Below are 18,039 nucleotides of genomic sequence, written 5' to 3' on the forward strand. Positions count from 1 at the left end.
GATGGGTCGGGCGCGTCGCATCGCCGCAAAACACCCCCGTATTTCTCCGTACCCCTTAACCAAACCTAAGAGGGAACTGCGCAAGATCGCGTCCATTGCAAAGGCGCGTTGAAACAACAAGATTCATGACTTCTATGAACGACAACAGATATTCCGGCGCGAGTGAAGCCGAACTCGGATTTCTCAAGGAAATCGTTAGAATGCTGCCTGCCGGTCTGACCGTGCAGGACGCGCAGGGCGAGCTTCTCCTGGTTAACGATGTCGCGGCCGCTCAGCTCGGCATGGACGGCAGCCGTCCGTCGCCCGATCTGACGCCGCGCCGGGAAGCCTGCCAGCGGGCACTGAGGTCCGGCGAGGCAGTCATCTCCGAGGAAGCGCTCCAGGATGGAGCTGCACGCCAGGTGCTGCTGACCACCCATCGCCCCGTCCGCGTTGCCGGACGCGAGCTGCTGATCTCGGCCTCCTCCGACATCACCGAACAGAAGAATTTCGAGGACCAGCTGTTCCGCTCGGCCTATTTCGACGAGCTGACCGGCCTGCCCTCGCGGCGCGTGATCGAGCATCGCGCCGCCAGCCTGCTCGCGCGCGACGGCAAAGGCGAGCGTTTCGCGCTCGCCTTTCTCGACGTCGACAATTTCAAGCACATCAACGACTATTACGGCCACGCCGTCGGCGATGCGCTGCTGGTCGAGCTGTCGAAGCGGCTCGGGCGCGACCTGCGCGATTCCGACATGCTGTCGCGCATCTCCGGCGACGAATTCCTGCTGCTGCTCTCCCCGATCCAGAGCCAGGAGGAAGTCGCCGAATTCATGCAAGCGACGCTGGAGCGGCTGACCGCACCGTTCTTCATCGACAATTCGGAGGTCTTCGCCTCCACCTCCGTCGGCGTCAGCCTCTATCCCGACCACGGCCGCAGCTTCGAGACGCTGCGCCAGAACGCCGACATCGCGATGTACCGCATCAAGAACAGCGGCAAGGGCTCGGCGGCCTTCTTCGACGCCAGCATGGAGCGCGAGGCGCTGGCGCGGATGAAGATCGAGCAGTCGCTGCGGCTCGCCATCCTCGAAAAGCGCTTCTGCTGCGCGTTCCAGTCCAAGGTCGACATCCGCACCCAGGCCGTGACCGGCATCGAGGCATTGGTGCGCCTGCGCGACGACGAGGGCGTGATCCAGGCGCCGGGCTCGTTCATCAACCTTGCCGGCGAATTGGGACTGATCGACGAGCTCACCCATCTCGTGCTCGCAGAGATCGTCAAGTCGATCGACCTGATCAACGACAGCTTCGGCGCGGAAGCGACCATCAGCATCAACGTCGCCGCCAAGCAGGCCGGCAACCCCGAATTCATGCGCAGTTTCGCGCGGGCGCTGGACGAGACCGGCTTCCCGCAGCGCTTCATGATCGAGGTGACGGAAGACGCCTTCGTCGCCAAGAATCATTTCCAGACCGAGATCCTGCCGATGTTCCGCAAGCTCGGCGTCGGCATCTCCATCGACGATTTCGGCACCGGCTATTCCTCGCTCTCGGCGCTCGCCGACATCACCGCCGACGAGATCAAGATCGACCGCTCGTTCATCACCGACATCCATAAGCGCCCGCGCAGCCAGGGCATCTTGCGCGCGATCGAATCCCTGAGCGAAGCGCTCGGCATGACCGTGATCGCCGAAGGCCTCGAATCCTACGAGGAGCTGGCCTATCTCCAGGCCGCGACCAAGATCCGCTACGCGCAAGGCTATTATTTCGCCCGGCCGATCTTCCTGGAGGAGCTCAAGCTCGCGACCCCCGCCTCCAGCGAAGCCCGTCCCGGCGTGTCCAACCGCCCGACGCAGCAGAACCGGCAGGGCTATTCGCGGGCGAGCGGGTATCGGCGATAGGAGCACAAGCCGCTCCAATCTCGATGTCGTCGCCCGGCTTGACCGGGCGACCCAGTACGCCGAGACGGTTGTGGTTGAACCGATAGGCGGCGGCGTACTGGATGCCCCGGTCAAGCCGGGGCATGACAGCGGTGGGGGCGGCTCGCATCCGCAACACCCATTTCCCCCTTTGAAATTGCTGCCCTTTTGCTAATACACAGGCGGACTTCCCTGAGGTACGCCATGCCCTCCTCCCCAGACGTCAGCGATCCCGCCTATGTCCGCGCGCGGGCGATGGTGACGCTGTTCGAGCGGCTGGAGCATCTGTGCGAGGGCGCGATCGCGATCGATCGCGGTGGGCGGGTGATCTACGTCAACGAGAAATATCTGGCCTCGCTGGGCCTCAAGCACACCACCGAAGCGATCGGCCGGCCGATCGAGGAGATCATCCCGAACAGTCTGATGCGGAACGTCGCCGAGAGCGGCGAGCCGATCCTGCTCGACATCATGGAGCTCGGCGGCGAGCAGCTCGTGGTGACGCGCATGCCGATCGAGGACGAGGACCGCAACGTTATCGGCGCGATCGGGTTCGTGCTCTATGACCACCTCGAGAGCCTCAAGCCGCTGCTCGCCCGCGTCACCCAGCTCGAGAGCGATCTGCGGCTGGCGCGGCGGCAATTGTCTAACGCCCGCGCGGCGCGCTTCACCCTTGCCGATTTCGTCGGCACGACAGCGGCGATCGCGCAGGCCAAGGAGTTCGCCAAGCGCGCGGCGCGGCAGAGCGTGACAGTGCTGCTCACCGGCGAGACCGGCACCGGCAAGGAGCTGCTGGCGCAGGCGATCCACAATGCGTCCTCGCGCGCGGAAAAACCGTTCGTCAGCGTCAATGTCGCGGCGATCCCGGAGACGCTGATCGAGTCCGAATTCTTCGGCACTGCGCCTGGCGCCTATACCGGCGCCGACCGCAGGGGACGCGAGGGCAAGTTCCGGATCGCCGATGGCGGCACGCTGTTCCTCGACGAGATCGGCGAGATGCCGCTGCAATTGCAAGCCAAGCTGTTGCGCGTGCTGCAGGAGCGCGAGATCGAGCCGCTCGGCTCGGACAAGATCAGCAAGGTCGACGTGCGCGTCATTGCCGCGACCAATGTGGATTTGCGCAAGCGCGTCAGCGACGGCGCCTTCCGCGCCGATCTCTACTACCGCCTCAACGTGCTCTCGATCGACCTGCCTCCCCTGAGAAATTGCCTCGACGACCTGCCCGACATCTGCGCTCGGTTGATCGAGGACATCAGCGCCTCCGGCGACTTCCTCAATGCCAGGATCACGCCGAGCGGATTGTCGGCGCTCGCGCGCTACGACTGGCCCGGCAACGTCCGCGAGCTCCGCAACATTCTGGAGCGCGCACTGATCCTGAGCGATTCCGGGCGCCTGACCGGCGACGATTTCGTTCACATCCTGCCGGTCAGCGCGGAGGCCGGCCCTGGACCGGCGCCGCAGATGACCGGCTCGGTCGTCCCCTATGCCGAAGCCGAGGCGGAGTTCGAGAAGCATACGCTCGAGCATGCGCTCGCCGCCAGCAACGGCCAGATCTCGGAAGCCGCGCGGATGCTGCGTATCTCGCGCGCGACGTTCTACAAGAAGCTCGCCAAGTTCGGACTGGCGTCGGGGTCGCCGCCTGTCTGACTTTCGAGACGGCACGTGTCCGGAGTCTCGGACTCCTGACACCGTCATATCGGCACTCGCCTGTGGCGTTCGCGCGCGATCCGCCGCAATTTCAGGCATTCCCGCGCAAAGCTCCGGATCTGGCGCAGGGCTTGCTCTGAGGCAGCCTGAGGAAACGCAACGGCTGATGTGAAGCCAGGGGATCGTTAACGCGAACTCGTCGCGGCCTGCGACGATCCGGCACGCGCACGTCAAGAGACTGTCACATGCGCCTCGTGCAAGCTCCGCCGGAAGGTGGAATTGCAATGTATGCACACTTGTGCAAATCGCTGTGATCAAGGCAGTTCATTCAAGGAGGAAATCATCGTGCGTCGATCGCTCATTCTCACGGCAGCCATCCTCGGCCTGGCCGCGAACACCTCCGCGCAGGCCGACGACCTCAAGGTCGCACTGATCTACGGCAAGACCGGCCCGCTCGAAGCCTATGCCAAGCAGACCGAAACTGGCCTGCAGATGGGTTTTGAATACGCCACCAAGGGCACCATGACGCTCGACGGCCGCAAGATCGTCGTCATCACCAAGGACGACCAGGGCAAACCCGACCTGTCGAAGGCCGCGCTCGCGGAAGCCTATCAGGACGACAAGGCCGACATCGCGATCGGTACGACCTCGTCGGCCGCGGCGCTCGCCATTCTCCCCGTCGCCGAGGAGAACAAGAAGATCCTGATCGTCGAGCCCGCGGTCGCGGACCAGATTACCGGCGAGAAGTGGAATCGCTACATCTTCCGCACCGGGCGCAATTCGTCGCAGGACGCGATCTCGAACGCGGTCGCGATCGGCAAGCAGGGCGTCACCGTGGCGACGCTGGCGCAGGACTACGCCTTCGGCCGCGACGGCGTCGCCGCCTTCAAGGAGGCGCTGGCCAAGACCGGCGCGACGCTCGCCGCGGAAGAATATGCTCCGACCTCGACCACCGACTTCACCGCGGTCGGCCAGCGCCTGTTCGACGCGCTGAAGGACAAGCCCGGCCGCAAGGTGATCTGGGTGATCTGGGCCGGCGCCGGCAATCCGCTGGCCAAGCTCCAGGACATGGATCCGAAGCGCTACGGCATCGAGCTCTCCACCGGCGGCAACATCCTGCCGGCACTGGCCGCCTACAAGGGCCTGCCCGGCATGGAAGGCGCGACCTATTACTACTATGACATCCCGAAGAACCCGGTGAACGACTGGTTCGTCGCCGAGCACCAGAAGCGCTTCAACGCGCCGCCGGACTTCTTCACCGCGGGCGGCTTTGCGGCTGCGATGTCCGTCGTCGCCGCCGTCACCAAGGCGAAGTCGACCGACACCGAGAAGCTGATCACGGCGATGGAAGGCCTGGAGTTCGACACGCCGAAGGGCAAGATGGTGTTCCGCAAGGAGGACCATCAGGCGCTGCAGAGCATGTATCACTTCAAGGTCAAGGTCGATCCGAACGTCGCCTGGGCCGTGCTCGAGCCGGTGCGCGAGCTGAAGATCGAGGACATGGACGTTCCGGTCCGCAACAAGCGCTGATATCGAATCCCCTCTCCCCGCCCGTGCGGGGAGAGGATCCTTCCCTATTCCAGAGTTATCCTCATGGCCCTGACGTTAGAGACGCGCGACCTCACCATCCGCTTCGGCGGCCACGTCGCGGTCAACAACGTCACCTGCACGTTCCGCCCCGGCGAGCTCACCGCCATCGTCGGGCCGAACGGCGCCGGCAAGACCACCTATTTCAACCTGATCTCAGGCCAGCTGCGCGCTTCACACGGCAGCATCCTGTTCGACGGCACCGACATCACCCAGCATTCCGCGCCGCTGCGCACCCGCGCGGGCCTCGGCCGCGCCTTCCAGCTCACCAACCTGTTTCCGAATCTCACCGTGGAAGAGAACGTCCGCCTCGCGGTGCAGGCGGCCAGCGGCACCCATTACGACATGCTGCGGCCCTGGATGGTCCGCCGCGACCTGATCGCCCGTGCCGATGCCATCCTCGACCAGGTCGCACTCGGCAATCGCCGCGGCGTCGCGGCGACTGCGCTGTCGCATGGCGACCAGCGCAAGCTCGAGGTCGCGCTGATGATCGCGCTCGAACCCAAAGTGTTCATGTTCGACGAGCCGACCGCGGGCATGAGCATCGACGAGGTGCCGGTCGTGCTGAACCTGATCGCGCAGCTCAAGCAAGACAAGAGCAAGATCATCCTCCTCGTCGAGCACAAGATGGACGTGGTGCGCTCGCTCGCCGACCGCATCATCGTGCTGCACAACGGACAACTTGTCGCCGACGGGCCGCCGGCCGAGGTGATCGCCTCGCCGATCGTGCAGGAAGCCTATCTCGGCGTTGCTCCAAAGAGTGCCGCATGACCGACCTGCTCAAACTCTCCGGCGTGCATACGCATATCGGCCGCTACCACATCCTCCAGGGCATCGACCTCGCAGTCCCCCAGGGCCAGACCACCATGCTGCTCGGCCGCAACGGCGCCGGCAAGACCACGACGCTGCGCACCGTCATGGGCCTGTGGCAGGCCTCCAGCGGCGAAATCACGCTCGCAGGCGAGCGCATCGAGAGCCGCGCCACGCCCGATATCGCGCGGCTCGGCGTCGGCTACGTGCCGGAGAGCATGGCGGTGTTTTCCGACCTCACGGTGAAGGAAAACCTGGTGCTGGCGGCGCGTGACGGGCCGCTCGACGATACCCAGCTCGACTGGATCTTCGGCTTCTTCCCCGCGCTGCGCCGGTTCTGGCTGTCGCGCGCGGGAAGCCTCTCGGGCGGGCAGAAGCAGATGCTGTCGATCGCGCGCGCCATCGTCGAGCCGCGCAAGCTGCTGCTGATCGACGAGCCGACCAAGGGATTGGCGCCCGCGATCGTCATGGCACTGATCGAGTGCCTGAAGGAGATCAAGCGCAAGGGCGCGACGATCCTGATGGTCGAACAGAATTTCTTTGCCGCCCACGAGCTCGGCGACAACGTGCTGGTCATGGACAACGGCACCATCGTCCATCGCGGCGAGATGGCGGCGCTCGCCGCCGACGTGCCGCTGCAGGAGCGGCTGCTCGGCCTGAGCCTGGAGGCGCATCAGTGACTGAACTCGCCGCGAATGATCCGCTGCCGAAGCCGAAGCGCGATCTCGCGCCGATCCTGCTGCCGATCGCGCTGGCGCTTGCGATGATTCCTCTGGTGGGGTCACCCAGCACCTGGCTGACGCTGACCGCCGCGAGTCTTGCCATGGGCATGATGATCTTCATCATGGCTTCGGGGCTGACGCTGGTGTTCGGCCTGATGGACGTGCTCAATTTCGGCCACGGCGCCTTCATCGCCGTCGGCGCCTATGTGGCAACCCTCGTGCTGGCGCCATTCGCGGCCTCGATGCAGGCGGATTCGCTCTGGATCAACCTCGCGGTGCTGGCGCCGGCGGCACTGCTGTCGATGGCGGTGTCCGGCGCGCTCGGCCTGGTCGTCGAGCGCGTGCTGATCCTGCCCGTCTACGGCCAGCATCTGAAACAGATCCTGATGACGACGGGCGGCCTGATCGTCGCCGAGCAGACGCTCTATGCGCTGTGGGGACCGCAGATCATCCCGATGCCGTTGCCGACATCGCTGCGGGGCTCCTTCATCCTCGGCGACGTCGCGATCGCCAAATACCGCGTGCTGGCGATGCTGATCGGCCTCGCCGTCTTCATCGCGATCCAGCTCGTGCTCAACCGCACCAAGCTCGGCCTTCTGATCCGCGCCGGCGTCGAGAACCGCGAGATGGTCGAGGCGCTCGGTTATCGCATCCGCCGCCTGTTCCTCGGCGTGTTCATGACGGGATCGGCGCTCGCAGGCCTCGGCGGCGTGATGTGGGCGCTCTATCGCGAGCAGGTCCACGCCTCCATGAGCGACGACCTCACCGTCTTGATTTTCATCGTCGTCATCATCGGCGGCCTCGGCTCGATCGGCGGCTGCTTCATCGGCGCCATCCTGGTCGCGATGGTGGCCAATTACGGCGGCTTCCTGGTGCCGAAACTCGCCCTCGTCTCCAACATCCTGCTGATGGTCGCCATTCTGATGTGGCGGCCGCGCGGCCTCTATGCGGTGACCAGCCGATGATGCTCCTGTCAGGCGATCCGCCGAAGAGCCGCGTGCTCACGCTCCTCCTCATCGTCATCATCCTGGCGCTGGCGGCGACGCCGTTCCTGTTCCCGGGTGCCAAGGCGCTGAACGTCGCGGCCAAGATCTGCGTCTTCGCCGCGCTCGTCGCCTCTTACGACCTCCTGCTCGGCTATACCGGCTCGGTGTCGTTCGCCCACACCATGTTCTACGGCATCGGCAGCTACGCGATCGCGATCGCGCTGTACGGGATGGGTCCGAACTGGGCCGCGGTCGCAACCGGCATCGTCGTCGGCCTGCCGCTCGCCGCACTGCTCGCGCTCGCGATCGGCCTGTTCTCGCTGCGGGTCGCCGCGATCTTCTTTGCCATGATCACGCTCGCGGTCGCCTCCGCCTTCCAGGTGCTGGCCTCGCAGCTCTCCTGGCTGACCGGCGGTGAGGACGGACGCAGCTTCCAGCTGCCGGAGTTGCTGCGGCCCGGCACGGTGCTGATCTCCAAGAACCTGTTCGGATTCGAGATCAACGGCCGCATCCTCACCTTCTACCTGGTGTTCGCCGTCTCGGCCCTGATGATCCTCGCTTTGTTGCGTGTCGTGAACTCGCCGTTCGGACGCGTGCTCCAGGCGATCCGCGAGAACCGCTTTCGCGCCGAGGCGCTCGGCTTTCGCACCGTCTTCCACCTGACCTACGCCAACTGCCTCGCCGCGCTGGTCGCCGCCAGCGCCGGCATTTTGAACGCGCTGTGGCTGCGCTATGCCGGTCCCGACACCTCGCTCAGCTTCTCGATCATGCTGGACATTCTGTTGATGGTGGTGATCGGCGGCATGGGCACGATCTACGGCGCGATCATCGGCGCCACCATCTTCATCCTCGCCCAGAACTACCTTCAGTCGCTGATGGGCGTCGCCTCCAAGGCGGCGAGCGAAGCCGGCCTGCCGTTGCTGCCGGGGCTGTTGCATCCCGATCGCTGGCTGCTGTGGCTCGGGCTGCTGTTCATCGCCAGCGTCTACTTCTTCCCGACCGGCGTCGTCGGACGTCTGCGCAATGCCGGCCGCGACAAGAGCGCGGGTGCCTTGCATTAAGCCGGCATTAATGATGCAGCGCAGCGGTTGTGATGGGCATAGCACAACCGCGACGTGATTCCCGCCCCACTGCATACGGGCGCGACTGCACAACCGGATTAATGCTCAGGTAACTGGCTTTCCTAAGGTTTGCGCCATTTGTGCGGTGTATTCCTGTCCTTCCAGGGAGGGGGAATGCGCCAGGTCTTTTCCACGGTGACAGCCGGAATGTCATCAGCCGCGACCAACGGCTGGGCGGCCTTGGCGCGGCGTGGTCCTGTCCTCTGGCTGACCCTGTGCGGCGTGTTGCTGGTCGCCGGGATCTTCGCCGTGACCGCCATGGCCGTCGGCGAATTCCGCGAGCGCACCCTGGCCAACCGCGAGCGCGAGCTGGAAAACACGGTGCAGCTGATCGCACGGCACTTCGATCAGCAATTCCAGGATTCCGACGTCGTCGCCGCCGACCTGATCGGGCAGATGAACCTGCCGGAGATCACCTCGCCGGCGATGTTCCGCGAGCGCATGTCCGGGCTCGCGACGAATCAGATGCTGCGGAGCAAGATCAGCTCCGTCTCCTATCTCGGCGACATCGCGATCTACGATGCCGACGGCGAGCTGATCAACTGGTCGCGGGCCGAGCCGCTGCCCAAGATCAACGTCTCCTCGCGCGCCTATTTCCAGACGTTCAAAACCGATCCGATGGCCGAATCGGTCATCCTGGAATCCGTCCGCAGCTTCATCATCGGCAAATGGACCACGATCGTCGCGCGGCGGCTGAGCGGCGCGGACGGCACCTTCCTCGGCGCCATGGTCCGGCGAATCGATCCGGACAGCTACCGGCAGTATTTCGCTTCTGTCGCGCTTGCCGAGGGTACGGCGATCTCGCTGTTCGATCGCGAGGGCAAGATGCTGGCGCGCTATCCGCATGTCGAAGAGCTGATCGGCAGGAATTTCAAGGACGCGCCGCTGATGCGCAAGATGCTGGCCGAGGGCGGCCGGCACACGCTGCGCGTCAAGGGACCGATCGACGGCGAGGACCGCCTCGGCTCGGGGGCCTCGCTGTCGCATTTCCCGCTGGTCATCGTCGCGACCAACACCACGAGCGCCGCGCTGGCCGACTGGCGTCAGCAGACCGGCTTCATGGTCACCACGGCAACGCTTTCGGCGATCGTGATCGCATTGATCCTCTTCCTGATCATCCGCCAGATCAGCCGGCAGAACCGGGAAGCCCAGGAGCGGATCGAAGCGGAACGGCTGCGGCTCGACACCGCCCTGAACAACATGTCGCAAGGGCTGATCCTGTACGACGCCGCCGGATTTATCGTCACCTGCAACCGCCGCTACTCCGAGATGTTCGGCCTGTCCGACGACATCATCAAGCCCGGCTGTCACATCCGCGAGGCGATGCAGCATCGCAAGGAGCGTGGCACGTTCGGCGGCGACGTCGAGACGTTTTGCACCGATGTGATGCGGGTCGTCGCCGAGGGCAAGGTCTCCAGCAGGATCCACGAACTGCCCAACGGCCGCGCCTTCCAGGTCATCAACACCCCGCTGGCGCAGGGCGGATGGGTCGCCACGATCGAGGAAATCACCGAGCGGCGCAATCTGGAGCAGGAGCGCGACCGCAACTACATGTTCCTGCGCGAGATCATCGATCACATCCCCTCGCAGATCACGGTGAAGGATGCCCTGACGCGGCAATATCTGCTGGTCAACCGGACCGCCGAGGAGCAGTTCGGCCAGTCGGGTGACGTCATCGTCGGCAAGACTCCTTTCGACATGTATCCGGAGGCCGCCGCCAGGATCGTCAACGACGACGACAGCAAGGCGCTGCAGGCGCCCGGGGGATTGTTCAAGGACGAGCACGCCTGGCAGAGCCAGACCAAGGGACCGCGCTACATCACCTCGACCCGGATCGGCATTCGCGACAAGTCCGGCGAGCCGCGCTACCTCATCAGCGTCGTCGAGGATGTCACCGAGCGGCGGCGCGCCCATGAGAAGATCGCGCATATGGCGCATTACGATGCGCTGACCGACCTGCCGAACCGCACGCTGTTCCGCGAACAGATCGAGCGCGAGCTGGCGAAGGTCGCCGGCGGCGAGCAGTTCGCGCTGCTCTATATCGACGTCGACGAATTCAAGGGCATCAACGATTCGCTCGGCCATCACGTCGGCGACGAGCTGCTGAAGGCGATCGCGACCCGGCTGCGCGGCTGCCTCAAGAAGAGCGACCTGATCGCGCGGCTCGGCGGCGACGAATTCGCGGTGATCCAGACCGGAATCCAGTCCTCTGCGGACGTACTGTCGTTCGTGACGCGGATCTACGAGGCGATCCGCCAGCCCTATCACTGCCTCGGCCATCAGCTCTCCACCGACGCCAGCATCGGCATCGCGCTGGCGCCGCAGGACGGGACCGATCTCGACCAGCTCATCAAGCACGCCGATCTTGCGATGTACGGCGCCAAGGCCGAAGGACGCCGCACCCACCGCTTCTTCGAGCCGGAGATGGATGCGAGCGCCAAGGCGCGCCTGACCATGGAGCAGGATCTACGCAGGGCGCTGGTGAACGGCGGCTTCGAGATCCACTACCAGCCGCTGGTCGACCTGCGCACCAACGACGTGTCGGGCTGCGAGGCGCTGCTGCGCTGGCGGCATCCCGAACGCGGCTGGGTGTCACCGGCGGAGTTCATTCCGATCGCCGAGGATACCGGCCTGATCAACGAGCTCGGCGACTGGGTGCTGCGCATGGCCTGCAACGAGGCCGCGACCTGGCCGGCGCATGTGCGGATTGCGGTCAACGTCTCGCCGGTGCAGCTCAAATGCGACACGCTGGCGCTGCGGATTGCCGGCGCACTCGCCGCCTCCGGGCTCTCTCCCTCCCGGCTCGAGCTCGAAATCACCGAGGCCGTGCTGATCCGCGACGACGAGGCCGCGCTCTCGATCCTGCACCAGCTCCGGTCCATCGGCGTGCGCATCGCGCTCGACGATTTCGGCACCGGCTATTCCTCGCTGAGCTATCTGAAGCGCTTCCCGTTCGACAAGATCAAGATCGACCGCTGCTTCGTCGCCGACATCGCGGAGACCAGTGGCGCGCCCGTGATCGTGCAGGCGGTGGTGAACATCGCCGCGGCGAGCCACATGACCACCGTCGCCGAGGGCGTCGAGACCGAGGCGCAGCGCGAGATGCTGCGCGCGCTCGGCTGCACGGAGATGCAGGGTTATCTGTTCAGCAAACCGAAGCCGGCCGCCGAGGTGCGAAAGCTGTTCGGTCCGAACGATGCCGCGCCGGTGGCGGCGGTGGCCTGAGATGGCGAAGCCGAGGAAAACGTCAGCGAAAGCCGTCGACGTCGCGGATTCCTATGCCGTACGGCTGATGCAGCATCTGGTGGTGCCGACCTTCGTGATCGACCCCAAGCGCCGCGTCGTGATCTGGAACAGAGCCTGCGAGCGGCTGACCGGCGTCCCCGCCGCGGAGGTGATCGGCACGACGAAACACTGGCAGGCCTTCTACGAGACCCGGCGCCCCTGCCTCGCCGACCTGGTCGCGCTCGACCGTCCCGAGCAGCTGCCGGAGTTTTATTCGGAATATGCCGCACGCGGCCACAACGGGCTCGGCTTTTCCGCGGAGAACTGGTGCGTAATGCCCAAGCTCGGCAGCCAGCTCTATCTCGCGATCGACGCCGGTCCTATCCACGACGAGGCCGGCCATCTGATCGCCGTGGTGGAGACGTTGCGCGACCTCACCGATCAGAAGCGCGCCGAGATGGCACTGAAGGAGCTCGCCACCAAGGACGGGCTGACCGGCCTGTCGAACCGGCGCGCCTTCGACCAGATGCTGATGAGCGAATGGGCTCGCGCCCAGCGGACGCAGAAGCCGATGGCGCTGCTGTTCGTCGACGTCGATCATTTCAAGCTGTTCAACGACCGGCACGGCCACCAGAGCGGCGACGAATGCCTGCGTGCGGTCGCTGATGTCGTCAGCCGCCACGCCGTGCGCCCGCTCGACCTCGCCAGCCGCTATGGCGGGAAGAGTTCGCGCTGATCCTGCCCGACATGGATTGCGATGCCGCCTGCGCCATCGCCGAGGAGATCCGCGGTGCCGTCTTGGCCTTGCGGATCGCTCATGGAGCTGTTGGAGCCGGCGACCACGTCACCCTCAGCGTCGGCGTCGCCAGTCATATTCCCACTGAGGCCGACGGCAGCCCCGACCGGCTGCTGGGTGCGGCCGACGAGGCGCTCTATGCGGCAAAACGGCTCGGCCGCAACCGCGTCATCTGCTCCGAACGCCTGCTTGCCGAGTTCGCGCGCGCCGATCGCGGCTCGCCCGGGATTCAAGTCGCCGCCAATCGCCGGTCCAGCCGCGGCTGACGTTCATCCCATCGAAGGTTCTATTGCGTTCGGCCTCACCAACAGGTGATGTTGCGCCGGAACAACACGCACATTTTCTTCTCGAAAAGCCGCAATTTCTCGGGCGCTCGTTTGAATATAGATATGTCGTTGCCTGGAGCCGTATTCGCTTTGAAATTTCCCCGCCCATCTCGCAGTGCCCTCCCCTCCGCCAAAAACGCCATCGCCTGGTCGCGAGTGACGGCCGAACCCGGCTCGGCCGCCAAGACCAACCGCTGATGACCGAGGCAGCCGGTTCGTTTCGCGGACGTGTCCACCGCGGAACGCAGCAAATTGGTGGCACCTGCATCGAGCTCGAGGCCGCGGGCGAGCGAATCCTGCTCGACCTTGGACTTCCGCTGGATGCCGACGGCGCGTCCGACGATCTTCTCCCGCCTGTGGCCGGGCTTCGCGTCGAAGATCCAACCCTGCGTGCGGTTGTCCTGTCGCACGGACATGGCGATCATTGGGGTTTGCTCCCCCTGTGCAGACCCAATGTCCCCCTCGCCATGGGCGCTGCGACCGCGCGCATCATGTGTGCGGCAGCTCCTTTCGTGCCCAACGCCTTCGTGCCCAATGTTTCATTCGAGCTGAACGATCGCAGAACCTTCCAGATCGGCCCATTCAGCATCACGCCCTATCTTGTCGATCACTCGGCCTATGATGCTTATGCGCTGCTGATCCAGGCTGCCGGCCGGCGTCTGTTCTACAGCGGCGACATCCGTGCGCACGGTCGCAAGGGCGGTCTGTTCGAGCAATTGGCGAGCAATCCGCCCCGCGGTATCGACACGATGCTGATGGAGGGGTCGAGCCTCGGCCGTCTCGACGAGCACACGCAATTCCCGACGGAGGACGACATCGAGGCGAGGCTGACCCAGAGTTTTAAACAGCCAGGCTTCGTCATCCTCTCGGCGTCCGCGCAGAACATCGATCGCATCGTCAGCATCTATCGCGCCTGCAAGCGCAGCGGCCGGACGCTGCTGCTGGACCTCTATGCGATGGAGATATTGCGGGCCACCGGCAACCAGCGCTTGCCGAACGCCGGCTGGCCCAATTTGTCGGTCTATGTGCCGGAATATCAGCGGCGACAGATCGCAAGGAACAAGCGCTTCGACCTGCTGGATCCCTACAAATCCGCACGGATCTACCGCGAGCGCATCACCGAGATCGCCGATCGCACCGTGATGCTGTTTCGTCCGGCAATGGCCCACGACGTGGAGGCCGCAAATCTCTGGCCCGGCACCAGAGCGATCTGGTCGCAATGGGACGGATACCTGAAGGACGGTCCTGGCGCCAGACTGAAGGCGGATCTCGCGACACGCGGCGTTCCCATCGAGATCATCCACACCTCGGGCCACGCCAGCATCCTGGATCTCAAGCGGCTCGCGAACGCAATACAGCCGGACAGGCTGGTGCCCGTTCACACATTCGAAGGCGACAGTTTCTCCAGATATTTTGACAACGTCACGCGACGCAGCGATGGCGAATGGTGGGAGGTATGAGATGAGCTTCAGACGCGGAATCCGGGGCGACGACTTTCGCAAGGCACTCGAGACACTCGCCCAGCAGGATGGGTGGTGGAAAGACGTTCTCGCCGATCCCACACTCATCATCGGCATTCGGGACGAGTACCTGAACGTCTATTGGCAGGGACAATCCATCTTCAAAGTGTCATTCAAGGGCGGGAAAGTGACCGCCTCGACGCACGAAAAGTATCTGCTGAATCCGGACCTCAAGGATCAGATTTCGCTCGTCGAGGGGAAGTTCGCCTTCGGCAAGGCCGAGCAAAGGATGCTGACGCGCGACTACGAAGGCGCAGAGACGCTGGCGAAGCTCAAAAGGGCCGCATCGCCCTATTCCGGACAGGAGAAGGAAGGCGTCCACGAGATCGCGACGTCCAATCTCTCCGTCGTCGACGTCGAGATTGCGATCAACGCATCCGGCGTCCCCGGCATCAAGCGGAACCTCCCCCGCATGGACCTGGCGAACTTCGAAACGACGGCGACCGGCGTGTATCTTGCGTTCTGGGAGGCCAAGACGTTCAGCAACCCCGAGCTGGAGAACGGCGACATTGTCGGTCAGCTCGGGGACTATCAGAAGGTGATCGACCTTCACAAGACGGAGTTCGATGACAGCTATCGATGGGTTGCGAAGAATCTGGCCGAGATGGCGGAATGGAGCAACGGACACCGCAATGTGGCTGCGGCGATCAGCGCCGTTGCGAAGGGGGCAAAGATCAACGTGAGCAGCGCCAATGTCGGGCTGCTCGTGTATGATTTCACCGCGGTTCAACGCGATCGCAAGGACAAGGACGGCAAGACGCTGAACGACAGAGTGATTGAATCGCTCGCGAAGGTGGGCGTGGGTCCGGAGCGGATCAAGTTCAAAGGCACGACAAAGGGTCTCACCATCTAAGTTGGCACGCGGGAGAAACCTGGCTTTGCATCTTCCCGAGCACGAACTGCTCACCTTCGCGATCGGCGACATCCACGGCTGCTTTGAGAAGCTGACGTCGCTTCTCGCCGCGTGCGACCGGATTCGCGGCCAGCGGAGCGCCCAGTTTGTCCTTGTCGGGGACTACATCGACAGGGGCCGCCAGAGCCGCGAGGTGATGGATTTTCTCCTCGGCAACCATGGGAAGCAGAACCGCCCCTTCGTCTGTCTGCGGGGTAACCATGAGGAGATGCTGCTTCGCGCAGCCGACATGGAGCGCACCGACCGCGACCTCATGAATTGGTGGGGCAACGGCGGCGAGCAGACGCTCGACAGTTACGGGATTGACGATCCCGCCGACCTGCCGAGCGAGCATCTCGACTGGATACGCGCGCTTCCGCTGATGAAAATCGAGCATGGACGAGTTTTCGTCCACGCTGGGCTACGGCCGGACGTGCCGCTGGCGTCACAATCCGAGCGGGACCTGCTGTGGATCCGGGAACCCTTCCTGTCGTCGGATCACGACCACGGGCTTTTCGTTGTCCATGGTCATACGCCGGTCCGGTCCGGGACACCTGATCTGCGAGCCAACCGGTTGAACCTGGATACCGGCGCCTGCTTTGGCGGCCCGCTCACCGCGGCCGTGTTCGCCACCTCGGAGACGGGCCCGTTGATGTTCGTGACCGATTCCGGCGAGATCTCGGGACCGGCCGCCCTCCGGGATTGAAGAGCGAAGCATAAGACCAGGAATTGGGCGATGCCGGGCGTCCGGGGCCCGGGCAAAGCGGAGGTTGCCCACCCCTCGCCAATCGGCTAAATGAACCTCGACTAGCACCCGTAGCTCAGCTGGATAGAGCGTTGCCCTCCGAAGGCAAAGGTCACACGTTCGAATCGTGTCGGGTGCGCCAGTCTCCTTACTCTTTACCGAGACTGTGTGCCGGACCGAGACTGTGCGCCGGCTTTTGACGCTGTGACGGCACCATCCATCAAATGTTGCGGCTCGCAATCTGGCCTTCGCAACGTCGCGCGCGCGTCCGGCTAAGCATGTCGCATGGAAAAGCGGTCACAAATCTCTGATCAACTGCGCAATTGATTGCACCCTTAAATTGTACTATTGTTCATGGGTTGCGGAAAATGAGCCTGATCGCAGCATGTTTCTGGTCGCATCATCGGGGCAGGTCCGATTGTAGGCGTGATGTCGCAGACCGATATCCGGTTATTGTCGGACTGAACCACCCCAGAAGCGCTCGTCCCGCAAGCAATGAGCCAACACGGAACCTGCTTGACGACGTCGATCCAGTGGCGGCGCCAGGAACAGGGCTTCGCAATCAACCGAGTCGGGAGGGGTGCTTCAGATGAAAACCATCGCCCAGTTCGTCGAGGATCGCATTACGACGCTTTCCGACCTGAAAGACGCACTCCAGACCGCGATGCAATTGGAGTTCTCCACCATCCCGCCTTATCTTTGCGCGCAATGGTCGATCAACAGCGACCCGGGCGGCGTCGGCGGTATGATTGAGGACATTGTGGTGCAAGAGATGTATCACTTTGCCCTGGCAGGCAACATGCTGACCGCGATCGGCGGCGTGCCATCCATTGCCAATGCGGCCTTCATTCCGAGCTACCCGACCAATGTCCTGCCCGGAGAAATTCTGCAAAAGTTGCCCGTTGATCTGAAGCCGCTTACGCCAGATCAAGTTCAGGTCTTCATGCAGATCGAGTATCCGGAATTTCCACCGGTTGCGCTCGCCGCAAGAACGGGACCCGCGACGATCGGTGATTTCTACGATGCGATCGCCGAGGGTTTCACCACAGTCAATCCCGCGATCAATGCCAGCGCCTTCGCGGTCAATTCGGGGGAAGCAACGCCGATCAAGAGCATCGCCGATGCGCAGGCGGCGATCCAGCTGATCAAGGCCGAAGGTGAAGGTACGGAAGGCTCTCCTAACCAACCCCCAACCGGCAATGCAACATTCGCCCACTATTATGTCTTCAAGGAAATCTACACCGAGAAAACGCTGGTGCAGGATGCGGCGGGCCATTGGAGCTTTACGGGAGCACCAATCCCGTTTCCGACCTGGTTCGATTTTCAGCAATCGACCGTCACACCGAGTCCGTCGCTTGCGTTCAATCAGGCCCTGTCGCAGCTCTTGATCGGCCTTCAAACTTGCTGGACAAGCGGTACAAGACCCAGCATCGGCGCCATGTTCACACTTCAGTCGCTTGGCACGGACCTCATCCAGCAGGGCATTCGTCCTGAGTTCCTATGGGCGCCTCCGTCGGCATGAACTCCGGATCTGCCGCCGGCCTCCCAGAACAAGCACTCACGTCAGCATCGAGATGATCGACTGGATCTGATCGGAGGCGGACGTCACCAGGGCGTCATACGACGTATGACCGTGCGCGGCGGCCTTCAAAATGCATTCGGCGACAGCGGCTTTCAGACCGAACACCGACTGATCGGCTGGTACGCTCGCCATCACGGTGTCGAGGGCCTGGCGCATGGTCTGAACGAGCTCGGAGCTGTATTGCATTGGCTGTC

General features: G+C 63.8%; 14 protein-coding genes, 1 tRNA gene and 1 pseudogene. 14 read left to right on the plus strand and 2 right to left on the minus strand.

All coding sequences use genetic code 11. From position 1 onward, the window contains the following. Positions 1–134: 134 nt before the first annotated feature. From ABIB99_RS19610 to ABIB99_RS19650, 9 genes and pseudogenes are all read left to right on the plus strand, one after another. Entirely contained in the window at positions 135–1,871 is a 1,737-nt protein-coding gene (locus tag ABIB99_RS19610) for a putative bifunctional diguanylate cyclase/phosphodiesterase (RefSeq protein ID WP_354177175.1), read from the plus strand. A gap of 222 nt (positions 1,872–2,093) precedes the next feature. Further along, positions 2,094–3,533, plus strand: coding sequence for a sigma-54 interaction domain-containing protein (locus tag ABIB99_RS19615; protein ID WP_354177176.1), 1,440 nt, complete (start codon positions 2,094–2,096; stop codon positions 3,531–3,533). A gap of 345 nt (positions 3,534–3,878) precedes the next feature. Further along, positions 3,879–5,063, plus strand: coding sequence for a substrate-binding domain-containing protein (locus ABIB99_RS19620; protein WP_354177178.1), 1,185 nt, complete (start codon positions 3,879–3,881; stop codon positions 5,061–5,063). A 63-nt stretch (positions 5,064–5,126) separates the two neighbouring features. Beyond that, the gene (locus tag ABIB99_RS19625; protein ID WP_028155337.1) at positions 5,127–5,891 is read left to right on the plus strand and encodes an ABC transporter ATP-binding protein; all 765 of its coding nucleotides are present in this window, start codon (positions 5,127–5,129) and stop codon (positions 5,889–5,891) included. Further along, a complete protein-coding gene (locus ABIB99_RS19630) occupies positions 5,888–6,610 on the plus strand; it encodes an ABC transporter ATP-binding protein (RefSeq protein WP_354177179.1) in 723 nt (240 codons plus the stop codon). The genes ABIB99_RS19625 and ABIB99_RS19630 overlap by 4 nt, the downstream gene beginning before the upstream one ends. After that, positions 6,607–7,617 (plus strand): branched-chain amino acid ABC transporter permease, encoded by a 1,011-nt coding sequence (locus ABIB99_RS19635; protein WP_248880549.1) that lies wholly within the window; start codon positions 6,607–6,609, stop codon positions 7,615–7,617. The genes ABIB99_RS19630 and ABIB99_RS19635 overlap by 4 nt, the downstream gene beginning before the upstream one ends. Then, positions 7,614–8,699 (plus strand): branched-chain amino acid ABC transporter permease, encoded by a 1,086-nt coding sequence (locus ABIB99_RS19640; protein WP_354177181.1) that lies wholly within the window; start codon positions 7,614–7,616, stop codon positions 8,697–8,699. The genes ABIB99_RS19635 and ABIB99_RS19640 overlap by 4 nt, the downstream gene beginning before the upstream one ends. A 174-nt stretch (positions 8,700–8,873) precedes the next feature. Beyond that, complete coding sequence (locus ABIB99_RS19645; RefSeq protein ID WP_354177183.1) at positions 8,874–11,984, plus strand: bifunctional diguanylate cyclase/phosphodiesterase; 3,111 nt, start codon at positions 8,874–8,876, stop codon at positions 11,982–11,984. Position 11,985: 1 nt separating this feature from the next. Then, positions 11,986–13,046: pseudogene (locus ABIB99_RS19650) on the plus strand (sensor domain-containing diguanylate cyclase). A gap of 35 nt (positions 13,047–13,081) precedes the next feature. On the opposite strand, the gene ABIB99_RS19655 reads toward ABIB99_RS19650, so the two are convergent. After that, positions 13,082–13,531, minus strand: a complete 450-nt coding sequence (locus tag ABIB99_RS19655; protein WP_354177408.1) for a hypothetical protein — start codon at positions 13,529–13,531, stop codon at positions 13,082–13,084. On the opposite strand from ABIB99_RS19655, the gene ABIB99_RS19660 reads away from it, so the two are divergent. From ABIB99_RS19660 to ABIB99_RS19680, 5 genes are all read left to right on the plus strand, one after another. Beyond that, positions 13,424–14,566, plus strand: a complete 1,143-nt coding sequence (locus ABIB99_RS19660; RefSeq protein WP_354177402.1) for an MBL fold metallo-hydrolase — start codon at positions 13,424–13,426, stop codon at positions 14,564–14,566. The genes ABIB99_RS19655 and ABIB99_RS19660 overlap by 108 nt on opposite strands. 1 nt (position 14,567) lies before the next feature. Further along, positions 14,568–15,479, plus strand: a complete 912-nt coding sequence (locus ABIB99_RS19665; RefSeq protein WP_354177184.1) for a hypothetical protein — start codon at positions 14,568–14,570, stop codon at positions 15,477–15,479. Positions 15,480–15,504: 25 nt separating this feature from the next. Then, positions 15,505–16,224 carry a metallophosphoesterase family protein gene (locus ABIB99_RS19670; RefSeq protein WP_354177186.1) on the plus strand — a complete coding sequence of 240 codons (720 nt, stop codon included), beginning with the start codon at positions 15,505–15,507 and terminating at the stop codon, positions 16,222–16,224. Positions 16,225–16,328: 104 nt separating this feature from the next. Further along, positions 16,329–16,405: transfer RNA gene (locus tag ABIB99_RS19675), tRNA-Arg, on the plus strand. Positions 16,406–16,852: 447 nt separating this feature from the next. Further along, complete coding sequence (locus ABIB99_RS19680; RefSeq protein ID WP_354177187.1) at positions 16,853–17,785, plus strand: ferritin-like domain-containing protein; 933 nt, start codon at positions 16,853–16,855, stop codon at positions 17,783–17,785. 36 nt (positions 17,786–17,821) lie between these two features. On the opposite strand, the gene ABIB99_RS19685 is transcribed toward ABIB99_RS19680, so the two are convergent. Further along, entirely contained in the window at positions 17,822–18,031 is a 210-nt protein-coding gene (locus ABIB99_RS19685) for a hypothetical protein (protein WP_354177188.1), read from the minus strand. Positions 18,032–18,039 lie beyond the last annotated feature (8 nt).

It is taken from the genome of Bradyrhizobium sp. LA6.1 (genome assembly GCF_040547805.1).
GTDB lineage: Bacteria > Pseudomonadota > Alphaproteobacteria > Rhizobiales > Xanthobacteraceae > Bradyrhizobium > Bradyrhizobium barranii.